Here is a 19,147-nt window from a genome sequence, read left to right as displayed (position 1 = left end):
CGCACCGTGCCACCCATGGTGGGCTTGCAAGGGCCAGGTTTCGAGGTCGGGACCCCCTGGTTACGAGGCGCGCTTACCCACTCACCGCAGGTCATGGAGTGCGGTCAGCAGCGGTGATGGTGCCCAGGGTCTCGTGGAGCGAGATGAAGCCGATGCCGCGCTCGCGGTTTCTTGAAGCCTGGCAGCTCAGCGCACGGATAATCGGTTGCCTGTTGGCGATGGTGGTGGATGCAATGACGGCATGGTCATGATTACGCCACCATCGCCACCTGCAGCGGAACGGGCTGACGGATCATCGTCCGTCCGGATCGGCGCGCTCGTTCCGCTCACCCGGCCTGGCTGGATTGAGGCAGGCCAACACTTGCTCGCGGGACTCGAGCTGGGCGTTCGCGAAGTCAATGACGCCGGCGGGATCGTCGGTAGACCACTCGAGCTGGTGGTCCGAGACACCGCGGCTGATCCGCAGAGAGCCGCGGCGGCCGTGGATGAATTGGCTCACCTCGGCGTGGCTGCCTTGGCGGGCGAATATCACAGCGTCGTCGCTCGCGCCGCTGCCGCCAGGGCCGACGCCCTCGGCCTGCCGTTCCTCTGCTCGTCCGCGGTTCTCGACGCGCTCACGGAGCAGCCAACGGAATGGGTCGCGCGCCTCGCCCCGCCGCAGTCCCGCGGCTGGCAGGTCTACGCGGACTTCCTCCTCAACGCGGGCCACCGTCGAATCGCCGTCGCGGCCCAGTCGAGTGTCTACTGGGCTGCTGGGACCCGCATTCTCCGGGATTACCTCGCTCCACGCGGCGGCACCGTCATCGAACTCGACACGAGCGCGCTCACCCCCGCGGCCCTGTGCGACGAACTCGTCGACCGTCGCGCGACAGCCGTGCTTCTCCTGGTCGGCCACCCGGAGCCGGCGGTGTCGATCGTCCAGTCCGTCCGCGGCGACCAGCGCCTCGCCGAGATCCTGATCGGTGCTCCGGCCGGGCAACCGGAGTTCGCCGAGTGGGCGACATTGCTGGGCGACGACGGCGCCGCGATCCCGTTCTTGCGTTACCTGCCCGAGCGCCTCGGCCCCCTCGGTGCACGAGTCGAGACGGCCCTCCGCGAGCGGCTGGCCGAGGCGCCCTCCTTTGTCGCCTTCGAGGGCTACGACACGGTTGCCGTCCTCGCCGATGTGCTGCGTTCGCACGGTGTGGACCGGGCGCGCACTGCCGAATCCTGGCCGCGCGTGGCAGTCGAAGGCACCCGCGGGCAGATCCGGTTCTCCCGCACGCCGGGCATCAGCGTTTGGCAATGGGCTCGGACGCCGATCCACGTCGTTGATCGAGATCCGGCGGGGCCTGATCGCTTTCGGATCCTTCACGCCGGCTGAGCGGGCCCGGAGGTCGTACGCGGGGCCAATGTGCGGCGCGGCGCCCGTCATTGGTGTGGGAGGGGAACGCCTGCGGAGCGGAGTTTGGTCTCGGTGAGCGCGGTCAGCCGGGCCGAGACCGGCGCCTGGTCCTTGCGGTGGTTGTTGATCAGCCTGTATTGGGACGAAGCGTTGGTCCAGGCTTGCAGGCTGGTGGGATTGGCCAGCAGTGCGGGGTTGGCGAGGTAGTGGTCGGCCATGGCGGTCGCGAGTTCTTCGATCCTCGGGTCGTCCGGTTCCCAGGTCTCGGCCTCCCAGCCGCGCTTGATCAGGTCGATGTACCCGGGGTCGTCGAGCCAGCGTTCGAGCTGGGTCTGGAAGCCGTCGAAGCCCTCCGGCACCAGCGCCCGGGTCAGCACCAGGGCCTCGCGTTGCCCGGCCACGTAGTCGGGGCTGAAGCCGAGGCCGGACATCCGGTCCAGGATCGCGCAGGCGCGGTCGGGCAGCAGGGCCCGGTCGCCGTCGGCGAGCCGGTGCAGCGTGTCACGCCGCGCGGTCAACTCCGCGATCCGCTCGGTCAGCCGCCGCTCAACGTCGGCAAGGGCGACGCCGAACTGCTCGGTGTCGGCGTCGAGCAGGGGCCCGATCTCGGCCAGCGGGACGCCGGCGGTGGCCAGTGTCCGGACCTGGACCAGCCGCAGCAGCTCGGCCGATCCGTACCGTCGGTAGCCGGAGCTGTCGCGTCGTGGTTCGTCGACCAGTCCGTGCCGGTGGTAGTGCCGCACCGTCTTCACCGTGACGCCGACGAATGCCGCCGCCTGCCCGATCGTGACTCCGTTCATCATGCGCACAGCCTGCCTTGTGTTCGAGCTCGGCGAGCACGCGCACCGCGGCCGAGCATGTGGACGGGCCAACGCCGAGCTCGTCGAGCTCGGCGCGACCCCGGTTCGCGTTCTACCGTCGCAGGCGTTCAGCCCGTCGGCTGAGCCGGATCGGCCTGCCCGCCGAGGAACACCTCGCTGACGAGCCTTTGTTGGGCGTTCTGAAAAGCTGCTGCTATGGACAGGTCGGCGTCGTCCACACAGGTCAGCCCGGCGGTCAGGGTCTTCTTGCCGTCGGGCGTGCTGTACATCAGCGCCCCGTAGCCCGCCATGCCGCCGTTGTGGTGGAAGATGGTGCCGCCATTCGGGCCCGCGTCCTGTACGAACAGCCCCAGGCCGTAGCCGACCTTCGACTCCGGCGTACGCATCTCGGCCAGCAGCTCGGCAGGCAGGAGCTTTCCGCCCATCAGCGCGGAGAAGAACGTGGCCAGATCCTGGGTGGTCGAGATCATGTCACCGCCCGCGCCGACCCAGGACGGGTTATGCCGGGTGACATCGATCGTCTCCTCCTGGCCGGCGTCCTCGTAACGGTAGTAGGCGTGGGTGCACGGCTCGGGGATCTCCGTCGAGGTGCCCGGCGCCACGGTGCCCGACATCCCCAGTGGCCCCAGGGTCCGATCCTGTATCTCCTCGGCGAACGAGCGGCCGGTGACCTTCTCTGTCAGCAGCCTGGCCAGCAGGTAGTTGGTGTTGGAATAGCTCCAGTCCGTCCCCGGCTCGAACCGCGCCGGCTTGGACAACGAGAACCGCACCAGTTCTTCGGGCCGGTAGGTGCGGAACCGGTTGTCCACCCACTCCTTGCCCGCGATGGTGGACGGGATCCCCGTCACCACCGTCCCGTCCTCGAAGAGCTCACCGGTGTGGTTGAACAGTCCGCTGGTGTGCTGCAGCAGCATCCGCACCGTGATCCGCCGGTCCAGGCCGAACTCGGGCAGGTAGTCGTCCGCCGGGGCATCCAGCCCGATCGCGCCCTCGGCCACCAGCTGCAACACCAGGGTCGCGACGAAGGTCTTGGTGGAGCTGCCGATCCGGAAGTGCCCGTTCGCCGGCGCCTTCGCGGCCCCGCCCAGCTCGGCCACCCCGGCACTGCCGGCCCACTCGCCCTGCTCATCGTTCACCCTCAGCTGCACCCCGACGAAACCGGACTCGACGATCTCCTCGATCGCCTTCTGCAACTCCCGGCGGTCCTGCTCGGAAGGGGTGATGGACATGGTGGTGGACGTGGCGGTGGACATGGTGGTTGCTCCTTCGAAGCTGTTATGCCCTGGTCGGCGTCGTGCCGCTGCGACGAGCTTCCGCCCTGCCCCAAGGTCAAGGTCAACCCGCGCCGCTTCGACGCGCCGCGCGCCTGCACATGCGCGGCCGGCCTCAGCGCGCCACAGTGAGAGATGCGGCCATCGTCAGGAAGGCGGGCGGGTGACGTGAGTGGCGAGCGCGGGCTGGCGGCCTACCGCGGCGAACGGCACTTCGACCGGACCGGTGAGCCGGAGGGCGCGCAGTCCTCCTCCGATGCCGCGCCGTGCTTCGTCGTGCAGATCCATGACGCCGGCACCTTGCACTTCGACTTCCGGCTGGAGGTCGACGGCGTGCTGAAATCCTGGTCCGTGCCCAAGGGGCCGTCCACCGATCCGCACGACAAGCGGCTGGCGATGCCCACCGAGGATCACCCGCTGGAGTACCGGGAGTTCGAAGGCATCATCCCGGAGGGCGAGTACGGCGCCGGCACCGTGATCGTCTGGGATGAGGGCAGTTACCGCCCGCTGACCCACAAGAAGAAGGGCCGCACCCGATCCTTCGGCGAGTCCCTGGAGGACGGCCATGCCTCCTTCTGGCTCGACGGCAGCAAGCTGCACGGCGGCTATGCGCTCACCCGGTTCCGTACCGGCGAGGAATCCGGCGAACGGGAGTCCTGGCTGCTGGTGAAGGAGAACGATGACCGGGCCGGTCAGGGAGGGACACCCGACCCCCGGCGGGCCCGTTCCGTACGCAGCGGGCGGACCCTGAAGAAGGTGGCTGCCGAAGCGGCCACCGGGCGGGAGGACCGCAGATGAACACCGAGGAGGGTGCTCCGGAGCGCCCGGCGTCCGGCTGACACGTAGGCGACGCGGCAGGAGCGCCCCTCGGGGGCATACCGGGGGGGCATGCATGCCGAGCCGAGGATCAGCGCCCAGCCGTGCTGTGCGGGGTACGCAGGGCGAGGACGGCCATGTCGTCGTGGCCGTCGCTGGGGTGCCGGTCCGCCAGGGTCTGAACGAATGGCTCCAGGTCCATGTCGGCGTGGGCGGTGGCGATCTCGGCGAGCGCGGTCAGCCCGGCCTCGATGGAGCGGTCGGGGTGTTCGACGAGGCCGTCGGTGAAGAAGACCACGGTGGTGTCCGCGGGCAGCGGACGGGTGTGGTCGGGCCGGGGATGCCCGGCATCGACCCCCAGCGGCAGACCGGGTTCGGCAGAGAGGTACTCCGTACGCCCGTCAGGGGTGATCAGCAGCGGAGGGATGTGGCCCGCGGAACTCCAGTGCAGTCTCCATCGGTCTTCGTACGGTTCGATGCGTGCCAGGCAGGCGGTGGTGACCGGGAGGTCGGTGATGTCATGCAGGGTGCGGTCCAGCTGGCTGAGGACGTCACTGGGCGGGGTGCGACGGTCGTAGAGCAGCGCCCGGAGCATATTGCGTGTCTGGGCCATGGCCGCGGCGGCGTCCATGTCGTGGCCCAGAACGTCACCGATGACCGCGGCGCAGGTGTTGTCGGGCAGCAGGATGGCGTCGTACCAGTCCCCGCCCAAGCGGCCCGGATCGGCTGCGGGCCGGTAGACGGCCGCGCCGGTGAAGGGCCGCAAATCCGGCAGGGTGGGCAGCAGCAGGCGCTGGAAGTGCTCGGCGGTGTCGCGGACGTTCCCGAACAGTCGCGCATTCTCGATCGCGATTCCCGCGGCGCCGGCGAGGGCGAGGACGATGTCCTCGTCGTCACGGTCGAACGGCCGGCCATCACGGCGCTCGGACAGATACAGGTCGCCGTAGATCCTGCCGCGGACACTGATGGCCACCCCCAGCAGCGTTCTCATGTTGGGGTGACCGGGCGGAAAGCCGACCGAGGACGGATGGGAAGCGATGTCGGTCACCCGCAGCGGTTCCGGATGATGGATCAGATGCCCCAGCACGCCCCGGCCATGGGGAAATTCAATTCCGGCCAGGGCGGCGCGCTCCCGCTCGGAGAGGCCCGCGGTGATGAACTGCTCCAGATAGTTCCCGGACGTGTGCAGCACCCCGAGCGCGCCGTACCGGGCGTCGGCCAAGTTCATGGCGGTGGTGACGATACGGTGCAGAACCTCCGGCAGCTCCAACTCTCGGCTGATCGACAGTACGGCGTCCAGCAGCCCCTGCAACCGCTCCTGGGCGCGTGTCAGTTCCCGGAACTGCTCCGCGATTCCGTCCAGCTGGGCGTCGAGGCGCCGGTGCAGGTGCCGGTGCGGCTTCAAGGGATCGTCCTCGGAAACCATCACGCGCCCTCGGTTCCTACCGCGGTGCGGCGGCCCACCCATGCGCGCCGGACCGCCGACGGCCGTGGAATCCCAGAGGCCTGCCGATGCCTCCGGCGGCTTTCCCCACCGGCCCGCCTGTGTGCTGTGTCCACCGACCGCCCCTCACACGACCGTCGTCACCAGCCCCCAGCGTGACCCTCCGTAGGGACCGGCACTGACATTTGCGCCGAATGCGGCATGTTGGGGCGGCTTCCACCTGCGCTGTCGCCCGAACTCTGGCGCCTGGCGCCCCTGGCGCGCTCAGAAGATCTTCTCCGTGCTGTCCGCGATGCGCGCCCGCATATTACGTTCCATCATCTGCAGCGCCGCCGTGGCGAGATCACTGTGGATATGCGCGCAGGCGTCCTCGACGACAACGACCTGCAGATGTCTGATGTGGGCATCGAGCGCCGAATAGAGAACGCATTGTTCGGTGACCTGGCCGCACAGGACGATCGTGTCGATGCCGTGCTGGCGCAGCAGGTATTCCAGAGGCGTCTCGAAAAAGATCGAGTGCCGGGCTTTCACGACGAACAGTGACTTGTCGTCCGGGCGGATCGGCTCGACCAGATCCGCGTGGGGACCGCGCAGGACGACGTCCAGGAGTTCGTCGTGGTGCGAGCGCCACAGGCCGAAATTGTCATTGACGTAAATGACCTCGGCATCGTTTTCCCGTGCCTGCTCGATCATCCGGGTGATGTTCGGCAGCGCATTCCGCACCGAGGGCAGCAGCATTGCGGCGTCCTGATGCTCATACGAATTGAGCATGTCAATCACAATGAGAGCCTTTGCGGACATGTGATGAGTCCACCACACGCGGCGCCCGGCGGCACGAGCGTACGAAGGCCCCGGCCCGACCGGGACGGACGACCCGACCGGGACGGACAACTCTTGCCGGCGTGGCCACCGCCGCACCACCACACGCCGGTCCTGACCGGGACGAACGGGTGGTGACCCATCGGACAGCCTCTAGCGTGGAGGGATGGACGAGACCGCAGCGCCAGGCCCACCGCCGCGCAGTAGCGATGCCGGATTCCCGGCCTATCACTCGGTGCGCTGCGGTGGACTGGCCGAGCTCGACGCGCAGGTGACCCGGTGCCGGGCCTGCCCGCGGCTGGTGGACTGGCGGGAGGAGGTCGCCGCGACCCGGCGCGCGGCCTTCCGCGACTGGGACTACTGGGCGAAGCCGGTGCCCGGCTTCGGGCCGCCGGACGCAGCGTTGGCCATCGTCGGCCTCGCGCCCGCCGCGCACGGCGCCAACCGCACCGGCCGCATGTTCACCGGGGACGCCTCCGGTGACTTTCTGTTCGCGGCGCTGCACGAGATCGGGCTCGCCTCCCAGCCCACCGCCACGCACCGGAGCGACGGCCTGGAGCTGTACGGCGTGCGGATCACCGCCCCGGTGCACTGCGCGCCGCCGGCGAACAAACCGACCCCCTCCGAGCGGAACACCTGCCGCCCTTGGCTGGCCGCGGAATTCGCGCTGCTGCGCCCGCATCTGCGGGTGATCGTCGCCCTCGGCGCCTTCGGCTGGCAGGCATTGCTGCCGGTCCTCGCCGAGGCGGGCTGGCCGATACCCCGGCCCCGTCCCGCGTTCGGCCATGGTGCGGAGCTGGTACTGCCCGCCGCCGACGGGCGCGAGCTGCGGGTCCTGGGGAGCTACCACCCCAGCCAGCGCAACACCTTCACCCGGCGGCTCACCTACCCCATGCTCGTCGAGCTGCTCACCCGCGCCGCCGATCTGGCAGGCCGGACGCCGGGCCCATGAGGCGGCCCCTCCTCCGGTAGCCCCGGTAGCCACTGGCCTGGTCCGCGGCGTGGCATGGCGCGGGGCGCCCCCCACGTCTACGCCCGGCCCAGCCCTGGCCGTACGGGCGGACCTCCTCGCGGGGACTCCCTGAGGACGGTCGACGTCCCCGTACGACGTCCCGTACCACGTCCCCGCACGACGTCCCGTACCACGTCCCCGTAACGCTATGGCCCGGCGGTGAACACCCGCGGTGACCACGACCACTCCGGCGAACCCGCCCTGCCCCCTGACGGCACCGATCGGGCGGGCAGCGGGCCCGCGGGGCCCCGGTACCCGCGGTGGCGCCGAGCACTCCGTTCGACGCAGTGGCCTGCGAAGACACGGCTCTCGGGCGGCTCCGGGGACCACGCCTTGGACAGCCGAAAGCCGAGAGCCCTTCCCGATACGCACCCTCGTGGTGCAGACTCCGGGTGACACCACAAAGGAGGTGACCGCGGCATGATCATTCGCGCCCTCGGCCGTCGGCTGCACACCTGGTTCATCCGCACCTCGACCGCGCTCCCGGTAGGGCGTAAACCGCACCACCTCGCTTAACTCGGTCCCTCCCCGAGCGAGCGGCTAACGGAGACGGGCCGCAGACGGCACCGCCACGACGGTGCCGGTACCCCCTCCCCGTCCCGGCTGGTGGGCCGCAATCGCGCCGCCACGCTCCGCCGCCGCCACGGCATCGGTAACACGCTGTGTTCACCTGGTTCCGCAGGCCGTTTCCGACCGCCGTGCGCGGGACGCTCACGCTCACCGCGACGGCCCCTCGGGGCGCCGTCTCGATGGCTGCGTTCGGCGAGGCCACCGGGGAGCTGCCGCGGGCAGGCGGCGTCGCGTCCCCGGCCGGGGACGAGTCCGGCCTGGGCTCCGTCGCGCCGCGACGGGGCGAGCCCCGACCAGAGCTGACGACGTGTGGCCGAGCGGCAGGTTCTGCGGCTCCCCGGCCTCCTCCCCCGCGCCCCTGGCCGCGCTGCCCTCCTGGCCGCCGTGCGGACCTGTCCGCGCCCTCGCTGAGCCGGCGCTTCATGCCGCTCGGGGGCCGGGAGCGGACGCTTCGCGGTGGCGCAGATGGCCCAACCAGCGCTACAGCGGGCGTTTCTCCCTACGACCGCGGGGAACCCGTGTCCCGTGGCCGTGGGTGGCCATCGGCAGACCGGCGGGAGGTGGCACATGCGGCGCGGCGCGAAGCCCGCGGGGGACGGCAGGTCCCGGCAGGTGCCGATCGGGGTGCCGACCCCTCCGAGCGTCGAGGCCGGGGCGGAAGCGGTCGCGGTGTGCGCGGAGTTCGGGGCCCCGGTGCTCTCCCGCGGCGGCGGTAACCACCTGGTTGGTCAGTGCACCAACGCCGCCGTCGTCATCGACTGGACCGAGTACTGCAACCACCTGGTGGCGGTGGACGCGGAGCGGCGCACCTGCATGGTTGAGCCGGGCATCGTACTGGGCGAGCCGAATCGCCAACTTGCCGCCGATCGGCTGGAGTTAGGGCCGAAGCCGACGACGCACACCCGTTGTTCGCCGGGCGGGACGATCGGCAACAGCTCGCCCGGCGCCTCGGCGTACGCGTACGCCGGCGTACGGGAAGACCGTCGACAGTGTGCGGCGACTGGAGATCGTCACGTATGCGCTGACCCCCTGGCTGGACGCAGGCGCGCCGGTCATCGAGCCGGCGCCGACGTGCGCCCCGGTCTTCCGTCTCGACGGCCCCGCCCCCGCCCAACCACCCTGAACGGCTCGCCGACCGCCCGCGGCCCGATGCCCGCGAAGTCCGTCTCGTCACCGCGGCGGCGATCGCCGCGATAGGCGCGGCGCTCCGGCGACGACGTACCTGACCCAGAAAGGGAGCTTCAGTGTCGACCAAGGTCTCCGACCACATCCTCCAGCGTCTGCGCGAATGGGACGTCGAGCATGTCTTCGCCTACGCCGGTGACGGCATCAACGGGCTGCTCGCCGCCTGGGAACGCGCGGACAACAAGCCGAAGTTCGTCCAGGCGCGGCACGAGGAGATGGCCGCCTTCCAGGCCGTCGGATACGCCAAGTTCTCCGGCAAGGTCGGCGTCTGCGCGGCCACGTCCGGGCCCGGCGCGATCCATCTGCTCAACGGCCTCTACGACGCCAAACTCGACCACGTACCGGTCGTGGCGATCGTCGGGCAGACCAACCGCAGCGCGATGGGCGGCTCCTATCAGCAGGAAGTCGATCTGCAGAGCCTGTACAAGGACGTCGCCTCCGACTTCTGCGAGATGGTGACCGTCCCCGAGCAGCTGCCGAACGCCCTCGACCGGGCGATGCGCACCGCCTACGGCCGGCGGACGGTGACCGCGGTGATCATCCCGGCGGACGTCCAGGAGCTGGACTACTCGCCGCCCACCCACGCCTTCAAGATGGTCCCCTCCAGCCTCGGCATCGCCTCGTACGCGCCGGTCCCGAGCGACGACGAGCTGACCCGCGCGGCCGAGGTGCTCAACTCCGGGGAGAAGGTGGCCATACTGATCGGGCAGGGCGCCCGGGGTGCGCGCGCGGAGGTGGAGCAGGTCGCCGATGCGCTCGGCGCGGGGGTGGCCAAGGCGCTGCTCGGCAAGGACGCGCTCCCCGACGACCTGCCGTACGTCACGGGCTCGATCGGCCTGCTGGGCACCCGTCCGTCGTACGAGCTGATGCAGGGCTGCGACACGCTGCTCGTCATCGGATCCAGCTTCCCGTACACGCAGTTCATGCCGGAGCTCGACCAGGCGCGGGCGGTGCAGATCGAGATCGACCCGCACATGGTCGGGATGCGCTACCCCTTCGAGGTCAATCTCGTCGGTGACGCGCAGGCGACGCTGCACCGGCTGATCCCCCGGCTCAAGCGCAAGAAGCACGGCCACTGGCGCAAGAAGATCGAGAAGGACACCGCGCGCTGGTGGGAGGTGATGGAGCGGCGGGCCGCCGTGGAGGCCGATCCGATCAACCCGGAGTATGTCGTGCACGCGCTGGATCCGCTGCTGCCGGACGATGTCATCCTGGCCGCGGACTCCGGCTCGGCCGCCAACTGGTACGCGCGGCATCTGCGGATGCGCGGCACGATGCGCGGTTCGCTGTCCGGGACGCTCGCCACCATGGGCCCGGGCGTGCCGTATGTCATCGGTGCGAAGTTCGCCCATCCGGGGCGCCCGGCGCTGGCCATCGTCGGGGACGGCGCGATGCAGATGAACGGCATGGCGGAGCTCATCACCGCGGCCAAGTACTGGCAGGAGTGGCGCGACCCGCGGCTGATCGTCGCCGTCCTGAACAACCAGGACCTCAACCAGGTGACCTGGGAGATGCGCGCGATGTCCGGCGCCCCCCAGTTCCTCGCCTCGCAGGCGCTCCCGGACGTGCCCTACGCCGACTTCGCGCGGTCCATCGGGCTCGACGGCGTCCGGGTGGAGAAGCCCGGCGAGGTCGAGGACGCCTGGCGCCGGGCACTCGCCGCCGACCGGCCGTTCGTCATCGATTTCCGTACCGACCCCGCCGTGCCGCCGATCCCGCCGCATGCCAGTCTCGACCAGATCGAGGCCGCGGCCACCGCCGTCCTCAAGGGCGACAGCGACCGTGCGGCGGTGGTCAAGCAGGGCTTGAAGTCCAAGGTCCAGGAGTTTCTCCCGGGCCGGAAGCACCAGCAGGACTGACGTGTCCCACCGCGTCCGGGACGCGGATCCCCGTCGTCGACTCGGTCGGTACGTCGGTCTGCCGGTCTGCCGGTCTGCCGGTCTCTGGTCTGCCGGGTGCCACCGATGACCCTCGCCGACGCGCCGACGAGGGTCTGCGATCCAGCGCTCCGGCAGATCCATCGGCACGCGGACGGTGACCATCGAGCCCGGTCAGGGCGGCGTGCGAAGCTGGTAGGGAGGCCCGGCGCAGTGCCTTGAAGCCGTTACTGCTGCCGGGCCTCACCCGGCAGCACCGAGGACTGTGGTGGTGCGCTCAGATCCTTGGCTGCGGCCGGTGCGGGTGCCGGTGTGCCGCCGTGGCCGCCGTGAACGCCTCAATGAAGGCGTCGCCTGACGCGGAGCCGGTCACCACGCCCTGGTCGGTGTCCGGGTCGCCGTTGCCCGAGGCGACGCGCAGGCCGTCGGGCAGCAGCTTCTTCAGTACTTCGCGCCCGGTTCCGAGGGCACCGATGGACTTGCCGTGCCGGTAGGCGTCCAGCACAAACCGCCTGGCGGCGCGGTCGGCCGCGGTGTCGCCGGCGCCGAGGCCTCCGTCGGGCAGCAGGACGGCATCGTAGAGAACCGAGGCCACGGTGGGCAGTGCCCGGTCGACGGCCACGGAGCCGGCGGCGCCGGAGACCTCTCCGTCCTTGGGGGCCAGCGCCTCGACCTTGGCACCCTTGCTCCCCAGAGCTTCCTTGAGCTCGTCGACCTGCTGTGCGTTGACGCCGTCCGTGACGAGAACGGCGATCTGGCGGGTGCGAATGGAACCGTCGCCCTTATTGTTCTCCAGGCTCAGCGCGGGAGAGGAATTCGGACGCGGGGCCTCGCCCGAATTCGGCGGTTCGGCGACGCCGATCCCATCGGCGACCGCCTTGGCCAGGTCGTGGTCGACCTTCGCCAGCTGCTCGACGGTGCGCTCACGGACCTGCATCGCATTGACCTTGCCCAGTTCGAAGCGGAACGCATCGATGATGTGCTGCTTTTCCCAGTCGGCCATGCTGTGCCAGAACAGCGCCGCCTGGCTGTAGTGATTGACGAAGCTGGGGCTCCGTCGGCGGATCTTGTGCCCGTCCACCCGCTCCGTCAGATGCCGGAAAGCCGGGGCGTCCGGGTCGGCGAGGGCCGGGCAGCCGCCGCCCAGCGAATTCGGGAAGTAATTCGTGCCCTGATGGATCCGGCTCTGGTGGTACCCGTCGCGCTGGTTGGTGCGCACCGGTGCCACGGGCCGGTTCACGGGGATCTGCGCGAAGTTGGGGCCGCCCAGGCGGATGAGCTGGGTGTCCAGGTAGGAGAAGTTACGGGCCTGGAGGAGCGGGTCGTTGGTGAAGTCGATGCCCGGCACCACATTCGCCGTGTGGAACGCCACCTGCTCGGTTTCCGCGAAGAAATTGTCGGGATTGCGATTGAGCACCATACGGCCGATGGGCTGCACCGGGACGATTTCTTCCGGAATGATTTTCGTGGCGTCGAGCAGGTCGAAGTCGAAGGAGTGCTCGTCCTCCTCCGGAACCAGCTGCACGCCGAGTTCGTACTCCGGGAACTCGCCGGCCTCGATCGAGTCCCATAGATCGCGGCGGTTGAAGTCCGGGTCGCGGCCCATGGTCTCCTGGGCCTCGTCCCACACCAGCGAGTGCACACCCAGCTTGGGCTTCCAGTGGAACTTCACGAACGTGCCCTTGCCCTGCGCATTCACAAAGCGGAAGGTGTGCACGCCGAATCCCTGCATCATGCGGAAGCTGCGCGGAATCGCCCGGTCGGACATCAGCCACATGATGGTGTGCAGCGTCTCGGGCTGCAGCGATACGAAGTCCCACAGGGTGTCGTGGGCGGATGCGCCGGTCGGGATCTCGTTGTGCGGTTCCATTTTCACCGCATGGACGAAATCGGGGAATTTGATGCCATCCTGGATGAAGAACACCGGGAAATTATTGCCGACCAGGTCGTAATTGCCTTCCGGCGTGTAGAACTTCGTAGCGAATCCGCGTACGTCGCGCACGGTGTCGGCCGAGCCACGGGGCCCCTGGACGGTGGAGAACCGAACGAAGACGGGAGTCTTGACGGAGGGGTCCTGGAGGAATGCCGCGCGGGTGAATTCGGCGCAGGACTTATATGGCTCAAAGTAGCCGTAGGCGCCGGCCCCGCGAGCGTGCACGACACGCTCCGGGATGCGTTCGTGGTCGAAGCGGGTGATTTTCTCCCGGAAATGGAAGTCCTCCATCAGCGTCGGCCCGCGTTCACCGGCTTGCAGCGAGTCATCGGTGTGGTCGACGACCACACCCTGGTCCGTGGTCAGCGGGCCGGCTGCCGGGTCATCCGCAAAGTGGGCCTTACGCTGTTCCTGCTTCTTGTCCGTCACGTTCAAGCTCCTTTTCCCTGCGCGAACTCGGCTACGAAGGTGCTGCAGAATGCCTTGAGATCGTTCGGTTTCCGGCTGGTAATCAGGGTGTTGGGGCCCGCCGTGCAGACCTTGACCTGTTCGTCGACCCAGGTCGCGCCGGCGTTGCGAAGGTCGGTTCGCAGACTGGGCCAGGAGGTCAGCGTGCGGCCCCGTACGACATCGGCCTCGATGAGCGTCCATGGGGCGTGGCAGATCGCCGCCACCGGCTTTCCTTCATCAAAGAACCCCTTCACAAACGCGACTGCATCCTTGTCCGTACGAAGCGCGTCGGGGTTGGCCACACCACCGGGCAATACCAGGCCGCCGTAGTCTCGCGCCTGCGCCGCGTCCACCGTGCCGTCCACGGAGAAGGTGTCGGCCTTGCCCAGGTGATGGAATGCCTGAATATGGCCGGACCGGGTCGATACCAGATGCGGGAGGTCTCCCGAATTCAGGACCGCCTGCCACGGGTCGGTCAGCTCGACCTGCTCCACGCCCTCGGGTGCGACCAGAAAAGCGATCTGCATAAGCCGTCCTTCCTCTCCATGTGTGCTTGGACGTGTCCAGGCGTGTCCAGGCGTGCTTGGGCGATTCCAAGTGTGCTTGGGCGTGGGATTGCGATGCGTGCGCCGATCGCGACACGTATGCCGAAGCCGCCATTGCGGTGAAGTAGCTGGTTTCGGCATACCGCAAGACGGTTTCCCGATGCCGACAGACGCTAACGCCGCAGCCACCGCGGTTAGACCGGATGCGTCGCCGTGGCAACCGCACAGGCCGGCCCGCGATAACCGTCGGGCTCCGCCTCGGTCACGGATTCTGCGGTCGGCGCCGATATGCGCTACGGAGTGGAGATCATCGGCCTTCCCCCAGTGGGGCGGACCCGCGGGCGCGGACGCCGCCGGCGGTGAACAGCGGCGGCAGCGCCGGCTGTGGTGCCGACCCTCAGGTCAGGAATGCGGAGCGCCGTAGTAGCCGGTGAGCTGCCGGTGGAACTCCTCGTCGCCGAGGTGCTTGTCCTTGTCGAACGCCGGGGCGTGCTCGATGTCGTCCTTGGTCCGGGAGAGATAGATGGTGCTCTCGCCGAGGTCGATGGAGGAGATCGTCCCGGCCGGCAGCAGGACGTGCCTGCCGAAGATCCATACTCCGGTGTCGACGACCAGGTAGGCGGCGCCGACCTCCTCGGAGTGTTTGTCGACCTTGCCGATCCTGCCGTCGATCGCCTCGACATCAAAGCCGGTCAGGTCGGCCCCTGCCCGGTAGCCCATGTCTTCCTTGAAGCCCCACATGTTTTCCGTCATGCAGACACCTCCACGTTGTGGTGGACCGGCCGGTGGCCCGGAATCCTGCGCCATGCCGGCCGTCGTGTGTGTGAAGTCTCCTGCGTCGCTGTTGGTCTGCTCTCCCGTTTCCGTTTTGGATCCGGGAGACACGGGAGGCCCGTCGGATTCTCCGGCGGAGCCCCCGTACATGGCGGTGACCTGTCTCTACCAGCGGTACCAGCGTCCGCGCCGGCCGCCGGCGCCGGTCGAGCGCACGAGGAACCCGAGCAGCCAGAACACCAGCACGACAACAGCGACGATCCAAAGGGCCTTCAAAGCGAATCCGGCGCCGAAGAGGAGCAGGGCGAGGAGCAGGACGAGAAGCAGGGGGACCATGACAATTCAGCCTCCGAATCGGTGCTTTCCCCTCCGCGCGGTGAGAGTGCGCCGCACCGGCGGGAAAATGCCGAGTGGTGTTCGCGGAACTCTTCAGGATCTTTCGACGGGGAGCGAAGGACCAGCTCAGATACGGCCGTGGGTAAGGCGCGTCAGCGGGCCGCTCTGCGCCTTTGTGGTGGCGCGGCCCGCGGCGAACGCGGCTCCCGCGACACCGATCAGCCCGGCTCCGGCTCCCACGGCAATCGCCTTGCGATTCTTGACAGCTGTCCACGTGGCGCCGGCCGTGCCGGCAATCCTGTCGGCCGTGGCCGCCACGGCCTTTCGGCCGCCTTCTATGCTCGCCTTGGCGCGATCACTTGCCGTTTCAGGCTCCTTCGTGGCGACACTGCTCGCGTGCACGGCGGCCTTCCGCCCCTTGGGCGCAGCCTCCTTGTGTTCGCGCTCCCGCCGGTTGGACGGGGCATCAGAATTTTCTCGTTCGTTGCTCATACCATTCGCCTTGCCGGTCAATGCCCTTTGAAACGCCAGGCTTTGCCTGCATGATCGGGCCGGCTACGCGGACGGCGTCAACGGAAGTCGTCAACGGAAAACGGAAGTCATGATCGGAAGTCGTCATCGGACCTCCTTCAATGACGCGTGGAAGCGTTCCGGGCAATGCGCTGGCAGGGCACGCCTGAATCGAGGTTGCCGCACCGTCCATTCCGGCTGGCGCGGCCCCAGGACCGGTCCGACGGTGCCGGAGATACGGGGTGCCTAGGCGCCGCCGCCCCGCCGGCCCGCAGGCCGACGGGGCTTACGTTTCCACCTCATGCCTCGGAGGCCTATCTCTCTCCTCGGAGGCGGCTGACGATGTACCGGCCGGCTGTCTGAACGGAGCCGCGCCGACTTGGTCAGCCGGGCATGATACGGCCGCGCCAGGCCCCGGTTTCGGTGGCGCGGTGCTCGATGTATTCCTTGAAGCGCCGCATATCGCCCTTCACCCGCCGGGCGACGGTCCCCGTCATATCAGCGGTCTTCTCTGCCACACCATTGGGCTCGAAATCCATCACCAGCTCTACCCGCGTGTGCGACTCGTCGAGCGGGCGAAAGCTGACCAGGCCCTTCTGCTGTGTATCGCCGCCAGTGGTACGCCAGGCGATCCGGCCGTCCGGAAGCTGATCGATGATCTCGGTGTCGAACTCCCTGCGGACGCCGCCGATCCTGGTGGTCCAGCGGTTGTGCCGGTCATCGAGTTGGGTGATCCGCTCGACGCCCTCCATGAACTTCGGGAACTCCTCGAACTGCGTCCACTGGTTGTAGGCGGTGTGGACCGGGACCTCGACGTCCACCGTCTCCTTCACCGTGCTCATAACTTCGCCTCCTCGGTAGTGGACTTCGCGGGCATCACACCCGCGGCGTGCATCTCGCTGTCCACCGCGTGCCCGATAACCCGCCACTCACTCACCACTCCCCCACACGTTTTCCCGGTGCGCCGACCGTCCCTGATGCCCGGTATTGGAGCCACTGAGCACCAGGAACCGCACCCCGTGAACCGAGCCCACTCGGTCAACTGGCGTGCCCGCACGCCGAGTTCGGCAGCCACCCGCCGGCCGCCTGACTGCGCAAGGACGGCAGTCGAAGCCGGCAAGCCCGTTCCGGCGAGGGGCTATGGTCAAGAGTTGTGGCCGGGGCTCGATGCGCCGTCAGTCATGGGCAAGGCCGGCCGATCGGGTGGGCCCACTCGTTGCCGGGGATATGGGGGGCTTCGTTGACAGGTGAGGGCTCGCTGAGGCAGCTGTTGGAAGGGCCTGGCATCGTGCCGGCGCCGGGAGCGGCCGATTCGATCACCGCTCGTATCGTGGCAGCGGCGGGCTTTCCTGCCGTGTATATGACGGGGTTCGGGGCCACGGCCAGCCGGCTGGGCATGCCGGACATCGGGCTGCTCAGCCAGACGGAGATGACCGAGCACGCACGGAACATGGCGCGTGCGGTGTCGATCCCGATCATCGCGGACGCGGATACCGGGTACGGCGGACCAGGCAACATCGACCGCACCGTCCATGAATACCGGCAGGCCGGTGTAGCGGCGATCCATCTGGAGGACCAGGTCACGCCGAAGCGGTGCGGTCAGCTGAGCGGGGTGCGACTCATGGACGCGGACAGCAGCGTCAAACGCCTCCGGTGCGCCATTCAGGCACGTGGCTCGGCCGACCTGCTGATCATCGGGCGTACGGATGCCCTGCCCGCGGCCGGAACGGCGGAAGCGATCCGCCGGGCCCGGCTGTACCAGGACGCCGGCGCCGACCTCGTCTTCGTCGACGGCATCAAGCGGATCGAGGACCTGGAGACGGTGGCTCGTGCGGTCGACGGCCCCAAGGTGGTGTCCATCGTGGACGGGAACGAGACGACCACGCTGACCGCTGCCGACCTTCAAGACCTGGGGTTCCGAGTCGTCTTGTACGCCGTGACGGCGCTGTTCACCGCCACCCACGCGATTGCCGGCGCACTGACCCACCTGAAGACGGCCGGAACCCCGGCGGGTGGACCGGCGCAGCACACCTACGAGGAATTCTCTCAACTGGTCGCAGCCGATTTCCACAAGGACCTCGACGACCGCTTCGGCAGCTGACGGGCAACGAACAGGGCCACCTGATCAGGGCGCCGACTGTCGGGGCGCGCCGATCAGTCGGCTCATGCCGGGAATTCGACAAGAAGGCGTCCTTCCCGGCGCAGTCCCCCATAGGTGTCAGGCGTTCAAGCAGCCGCGCAGCGCCTCGATCAGGCGGTTGGCGCGGGCGTCGCCATGGCCGATCATGCGGTTGGCGACATACGCGAAGCCGACGCCGAACTCGTCGTCGCCGAAGCCGAATTGACCGCCCGCTCCGTCATTGCCGAAGCTGCGCTCGCCCAGCATCGGCCGGAAGGCCGCCGAGTTCAGCAGAAAGCCCGAGCCCCAGCGCGCGCCGGCGTCGAAACCCAGCCAGCCCTTGCCGGACGACACCTCGTGGACCGCGTTCGTCACCGCTTCCGGGGCAAGCAGCCGCTCGTGGCCCTCGATGCCGCTCACGGCCGCCGCGTACATCCCGGCGAGGCCGCTCGCCGATGCGGTGGCGCCCGCGCCGGGCAGCTCCATACCGAGCAGCGCCGGGTCGTTCCAGCCGCGCGGCTCGTCGAGGCCGGGGAAGACCAGCGCGCCGTTCATCGTCACGATGCGGGTCAGGAGGTGCTCGGGCCCGGGCATCGCGGGCCGTCCCTCGGCCTCGGTGAGGCGGGCGCGGCCGTCCATCTCCTTGGCGGGCAGGCCGATCCAGGCCCGCAGACCCAGTGGGTCGCCCACGGTCTTTCGGAAGTACGCGCCCGGGGTGAGCCCGGTGATCCGCCGGATGACCTCACCGATGAGGAAGCCGAAGACATGGCCGTGGTACTCGTACGCCGTGTCCGGCTCCCACAGAGGCCGCTGCTCCTCGATGGCGCGGATCACCGGTGTCCAGGCGGCGATCTCCTCGAAGCCGAGTACCGCATCGAGGGCGGGTATGCCCGCCCGGTGGCCCAGGGCCATGCGGCAGGTGACGGTGTCCTTGCCGTGCTGTGCGAACTCGGGCCAGTAGCGGCTCACCGGGGCGTCCAGGTCGAGGCGTCCCTCCTGGACGAGGAGATGGGCGCACAGGCTCACGATGCCCTTGGCGCAGGAGAAGACCGGTGCGGCCGTGTCCTGCTCCCACGCCCGGCCCGTTCGCTCGTCGGCGACCCCGCCCCACAGTTCGACGACCTTACGTCCCCCCACGAACACCGTGACGGCCGAGCCGAGTTCGGGAAACTCTGCGAAATTGCGGGAGAACGCGTCGGCAACGGCTCCGAATCCCTCATCGACCCATCCGCTGTACAGCTCCACCGTTCCAGTCCTCCGAGCGATCGTGCCTGGTTGCAG

General features: G+C 68.9%; 18 protein-coding genes and 1 pseudogene. 7 read left to right on the top strand and 12 right to left on the bottom strand.

The features are described from left to right. Positions 1 to 247 precede the first annotated feature (247 nt). Positions 248 to 1,363, top strand: coding sequence for an ABC transporter substrate-binding protein (locus tag ACIRPT_RS35485; protein ID WP_403835037.1), 1,116 nt, complete (start codon positions 248 to 250; stop codon positions 1,361 to 1,363). 47 nt (positions 1,364 to 1,410) lie between these two features. On the opposite strand, the gene ACIRPT_RS35480 is transcribed toward ACIRPT_RS35485, so the two are convergent. Beyond that, on the bottom strand, positions 1,411 to 2,187 hold the full coding sequence (locus ACIRPT_RS35480; RefSeq protein ID WP_403834950.1) for a MerR family transcriptional regulator: 777 nt from the start codon (positions 2,185 to 2,187) through the stop codon (positions 1,411 to 1,413). Positions 2,188 to 2,312: 125 nt separating this feature from the next. Beyond that, on the bottom strand, positions 2,313 to 3,458 hold the full coding sequence (locus ACIRPT_RS35475; protein WP_403834948.1) for a serine hydrolase domain-containing protein: 1,146 nt from the start codon (positions 3,456 to 3,458) through the stop codon (positions 2,313 to 2,315). 186 nt (positions 3,459 to 3,644) lie between these two features. Between ACIRPT_RS35475 and ACIRPT_RS35470 the strand changes: the two genes are divergently transcribed. Continuing rightward, positions 3,645 to 4,274, top strand: a complete 630-nt coding sequence (locus tag ACIRPT_RS35470; protein WP_403834946.1) for a DNA polymerase ligase N-terminal domain-containing protein — start codon at positions 3,645 to 3,647, stop codon at positions 4,272 to 4,274. Between the two features lie 109 nt (positions 4,275 to 4,383). Here ACIRPT_RS35470 and ACIRPT_RS35465 read toward each other — a convergent pair whose 3' ends face one another. Both ACIRPT_RS35465 and ACIRPT_RS35460 read right to left on the bottom strand, forming a co-directional pair. Next, a complete protein-coding gene (locus tag ACIRPT_RS35465; protein ID WP_403835034.1) occupies positions 4,384 to 5,718 on the bottom strand; it encodes a PP2C family protein-serine/threonine phosphatase in 1,335 nt (444 codons plus the stop codon). A 282-nt stretch (positions 5,719 to 6,000) separates the two neighbouring features. After that, positions 6,001 to 6,537, bottom strand: a complete 537-nt coding sequence (locus ACIRPT_RS35460) for an isochorismatase family cysteine hydrolase (RefSeq protein WP_403834944.1) — start codon at positions 6,535 to 6,537, stop codon at positions 6,001 to 6,003. 184 nt (positions 6,538 to 6,721) lie between these two features. Here ACIRPT_RS35460 and ACIRPT_RS35455 point away from each other — a divergent pair, with 184 nt between their 5' ends. From ACIRPT_RS35455 to ACIRPT_RS35440, 4 genes and pseudogenes are all read left to right on the top strand, one after another. Beyond that, on the top strand, positions 6,722 to 7,507 hold the full coding sequence (locus tag ACIRPT_RS35455; protein ID WP_403834941.1) for a uracil-DNA glycosylase: 786 nt from the start codon (positions 6,722 to 6,724) through the stop codon (positions 7,505 to 7,507). Between the two features lie 1,197 nt (positions 7,508 to 8,704). After that, positions 8,705 to 9,155, top strand: a pseudogene (locus ACIRPT_RS35450) (FAD-binding oxidoreductase); the annotation flags it as partial. Continuing rightward, on the top strand, positions 9,129 to 9,260 hold the full coding sequence (locus ACIRPT_RS35445; protein ID WP_403835045.1) for a hypothetical protein: 132 nt from the start codon (positions 9,129 to 9,131) through the stop codon (positions 9,258 to 9,260). The pseudogene ACIRPT_RS35450 and the gene ACIRPT_RS35445, both read left to right, overlap by 27 nt. A 121-nt stretch (positions 9,261 to 9,381) precedes the next feature. Next, complete coding sequence (locus ACIRPT_RS35440) at positions 9,382 to 11,181, top strand: thiamine pyrophosphate-requiring protein (RefSeq protein WP_403834939.1); 1,800 nt, start codon at positions 9,382 to 9,384, stop codon at positions 11,179 to 11,181. 295 nt (positions 11,182 to 11,476) lie between these two features. On the opposite strand, the gene ACIRPT_RS35435 is transcribed toward ACIRPT_RS35440, so the two are convergent. From ACIRPT_RS35435 to ACIRPT_RS35405, 7 genes are all read right to left on the bottom strand, one after another. Beyond that, positions 11,477 to 13,561, bottom strand: a complete 2,085-nt coding sequence (locus tag ACIRPT_RS35435) for a catalase (RefSeq protein ID WP_403834936.1) — start codon at positions 13,559 to 13,561, stop codon at positions 11,477 to 11,479. Positions 13,562 to 13,563: 2 nt separating this feature from the next. Continuing rightward, a complete protein-coding gene (locus ACIRPT_RS35430; protein WP_403834933.1) occupies positions 13,564 to 14,109 on the bottom strand; it encodes a type 1 glutamine amidotransferase domain-containing protein in 546 nt (181 codons plus the stop codon). 420 nt (positions 14,110 to 14,529) lie between these two features. Further along, positions 14,530 to 14,880, bottom strand: coding sequence for a PRC-barrel domain-containing protein (locus ACIRPT_RS35425; protein WP_403834930.1), 351 nt, complete (start codon positions 14,878 to 14,880; stop codon positions 14,530 to 14,532). A gap of 186 nt (positions 14,881 to 15,066) precedes the next feature. After that, positions 15,067 to 15,237, bottom strand: a complete 171-nt coding sequence (locus tag ACIRPT_RS35420; RefSeq protein ID WP_403502534.1) for a hydrophobic protein — start codon at positions 15,235 to 15,237, stop codon at positions 15,067 to 15,069. A gap of 126 nt (positions 15,238 to 15,363) precedes the next feature. Then, entirely contained in the window at positions 15,364 to 15,729 is a 366-nt protein-coding gene (locus ACIRPT_RS35415; RefSeq protein WP_403834927.1) for a hypothetical protein, read from the bottom strand. Further along, positions 15,704 to 15,856 carry a hypothetical protein gene (locus tag ACIRPT_RS35410; RefSeq protein WP_403834923.1) on the bottom strand — a complete coding sequence of 51 codons (153 nt, stop codon included), beginning with the start codon at positions 15,854 to 15,856 and terminating at the stop codon, positions 15,704 to 15,706. The genes ACIRPT_RS35415 and ACIRPT_RS35410 overlap by 26 nt, the downstream gene beginning before the upstream one ends. 274 nt (positions 15,857 to 16,130) lie before the next feature. Continuing rightward, the gene (locus ACIRPT_RS35405) at positions 16,131 to 16,589 is read right to left on the bottom strand and encodes an SRPBCC family protein (protein WP_403502540.1); all 459 of its coding nucleotides are present in this window, start codon (positions 16,587 to 16,589) and stop codon (positions 16,131 to 16,133) included. Between the two features lie 374 nt (positions 16,590 to 16,963). On the opposite strand from ACIRPT_RS35405, the gene ACIRPT_RS35400 reads away from it, so the two are divergent. Then, positions 16,964 to 17,848, top strand: coding sequence for an oxaloacetate decarboxylase (locus ACIRPT_RS35400; RefSeq protein ID WP_403834920.1), 885 nt, complete (start codon positions 16,964 to 16,966; stop codon positions 17,846 to 17,848). Positions 17,849 to 17,965: 117 nt separating this feature from the next. Here ACIRPT_RS35400 and ACIRPT_RS35395 read toward each other — a convergent pair whose 3' ends face one another. Further along, the gene (locus ACIRPT_RS35395; RefSeq protein WP_403834918.1) at positions 17,966 to 19,111 is read right to left on the bottom strand and encodes a serine hydrolase domain-containing protein; all 1,146 of its coding nucleotides are present in this window, start codon (positions 19,109 to 19,111) and stop codon (positions 17,966 to 17,968) included. Between the last annotated feature and the right edge of the window lie 36 nt (positions 19,112 to 19,147).

The sequence above is a fragment of the Streptomyces sp. NPDC101227 genome (assembly GCF_044767545.1).
Taxonomy (GTDB): domain Bacteria; phylum Actinomycetota; class Actinomycetes; order Streptomycetales; family Streptomycetaceae; genus Streptomyces.
This window is presented reverse-complemented; position numbering and strand designations above follow the sequence as displayed.

Bases quoted from the DNA above. Each gene is read 5' to 3' on its own strand.
- ACIRPT_RS35410 (WP_403834923.1), bottom strand. From the start codon at position 15,856: ATGACGACTTCCGATCATGACTTCCGTTTTCCGTTGACGACTTCCGTT.
- ACIRPT_RS35405 (WP_403502540.1), bottom strand. From the start codon at position 16,589: ATGAGCACGGTGAAGGAGACGGTGGACGTCGAGGTCCCGGTCCACACC.
- ACIRPT_RS35420 (WP_403502534.1), bottom strand. From the start codon at position 15,237: ATGGTCCCCCTGCTTCTCGTCCTGCTCCTCGCCCTGCTCCTCTTCGGC.
- ACIRPT_RS35465 (WP_403835034.1), bottom strand. From the start codon at position 5,718: ATGGTTTCCGAGGACGATCCCTTGAAGCCGCACCGGCACCTGCACCGG.
- ACIRPT_RS35460 (WP_403834944.1), bottom strand. From the start codon at position 6,537: ATGTCCGCAAAGGCTCTCATTGTGATTGACATGCTCAATTCGTATGAG.
- ACIRPT_RS35485 (WP_403835037.1), top strand. From the start codon at position 248: ATGATTACGCCACCATCGCCACCTGCAGCGGAACGGGCTGACGGATCA.
- ACIRPT_RS35455 (WP_403834941.1), top strand. From the start codon at position 6,722: ATGGACGAGACCGCAGCGCCAGGCCCACCGCCGCGCAGTAGCGATGCC.
- ACIRPT_RS35480 (WP_403834950.1), bottom strand. From the start codon at position 2,187: ATGATGAACGGAGTCACGATCGGGCAGGCGGCGGCATTCGTCGGCGTC.
- ACIRPT_RS35430 (WP_403834933.1), bottom strand. From the start codon at position 14,109: ATGCAGATCGCTTTTCTGGTCGCACCCGAGGGCGTGGAGCAGGTCGAG.
- ACIRPT_RS35475 (WP_403834948.1), bottom strand. From the start codon at position 3,458: ATGTCCACCGCCACGTCCACCACCATGTCCATCACCCCTTCCGAGCAG.
- ACIRPT_RS35425 (WP_403834930.1), bottom strand. From the start codon at position 14,880: ATGACGGAAAACATGTGGGGCTTCAAGGAAGACATGGGCTACCGGGCA.
- ACIRPT_RS35415 (WP_403834927.1), bottom strand. From the start codon at position 15,729: ATGAGCAACGAACGAGAAAATTCTGATGCCCCGTCCAACCGGCGGGAG.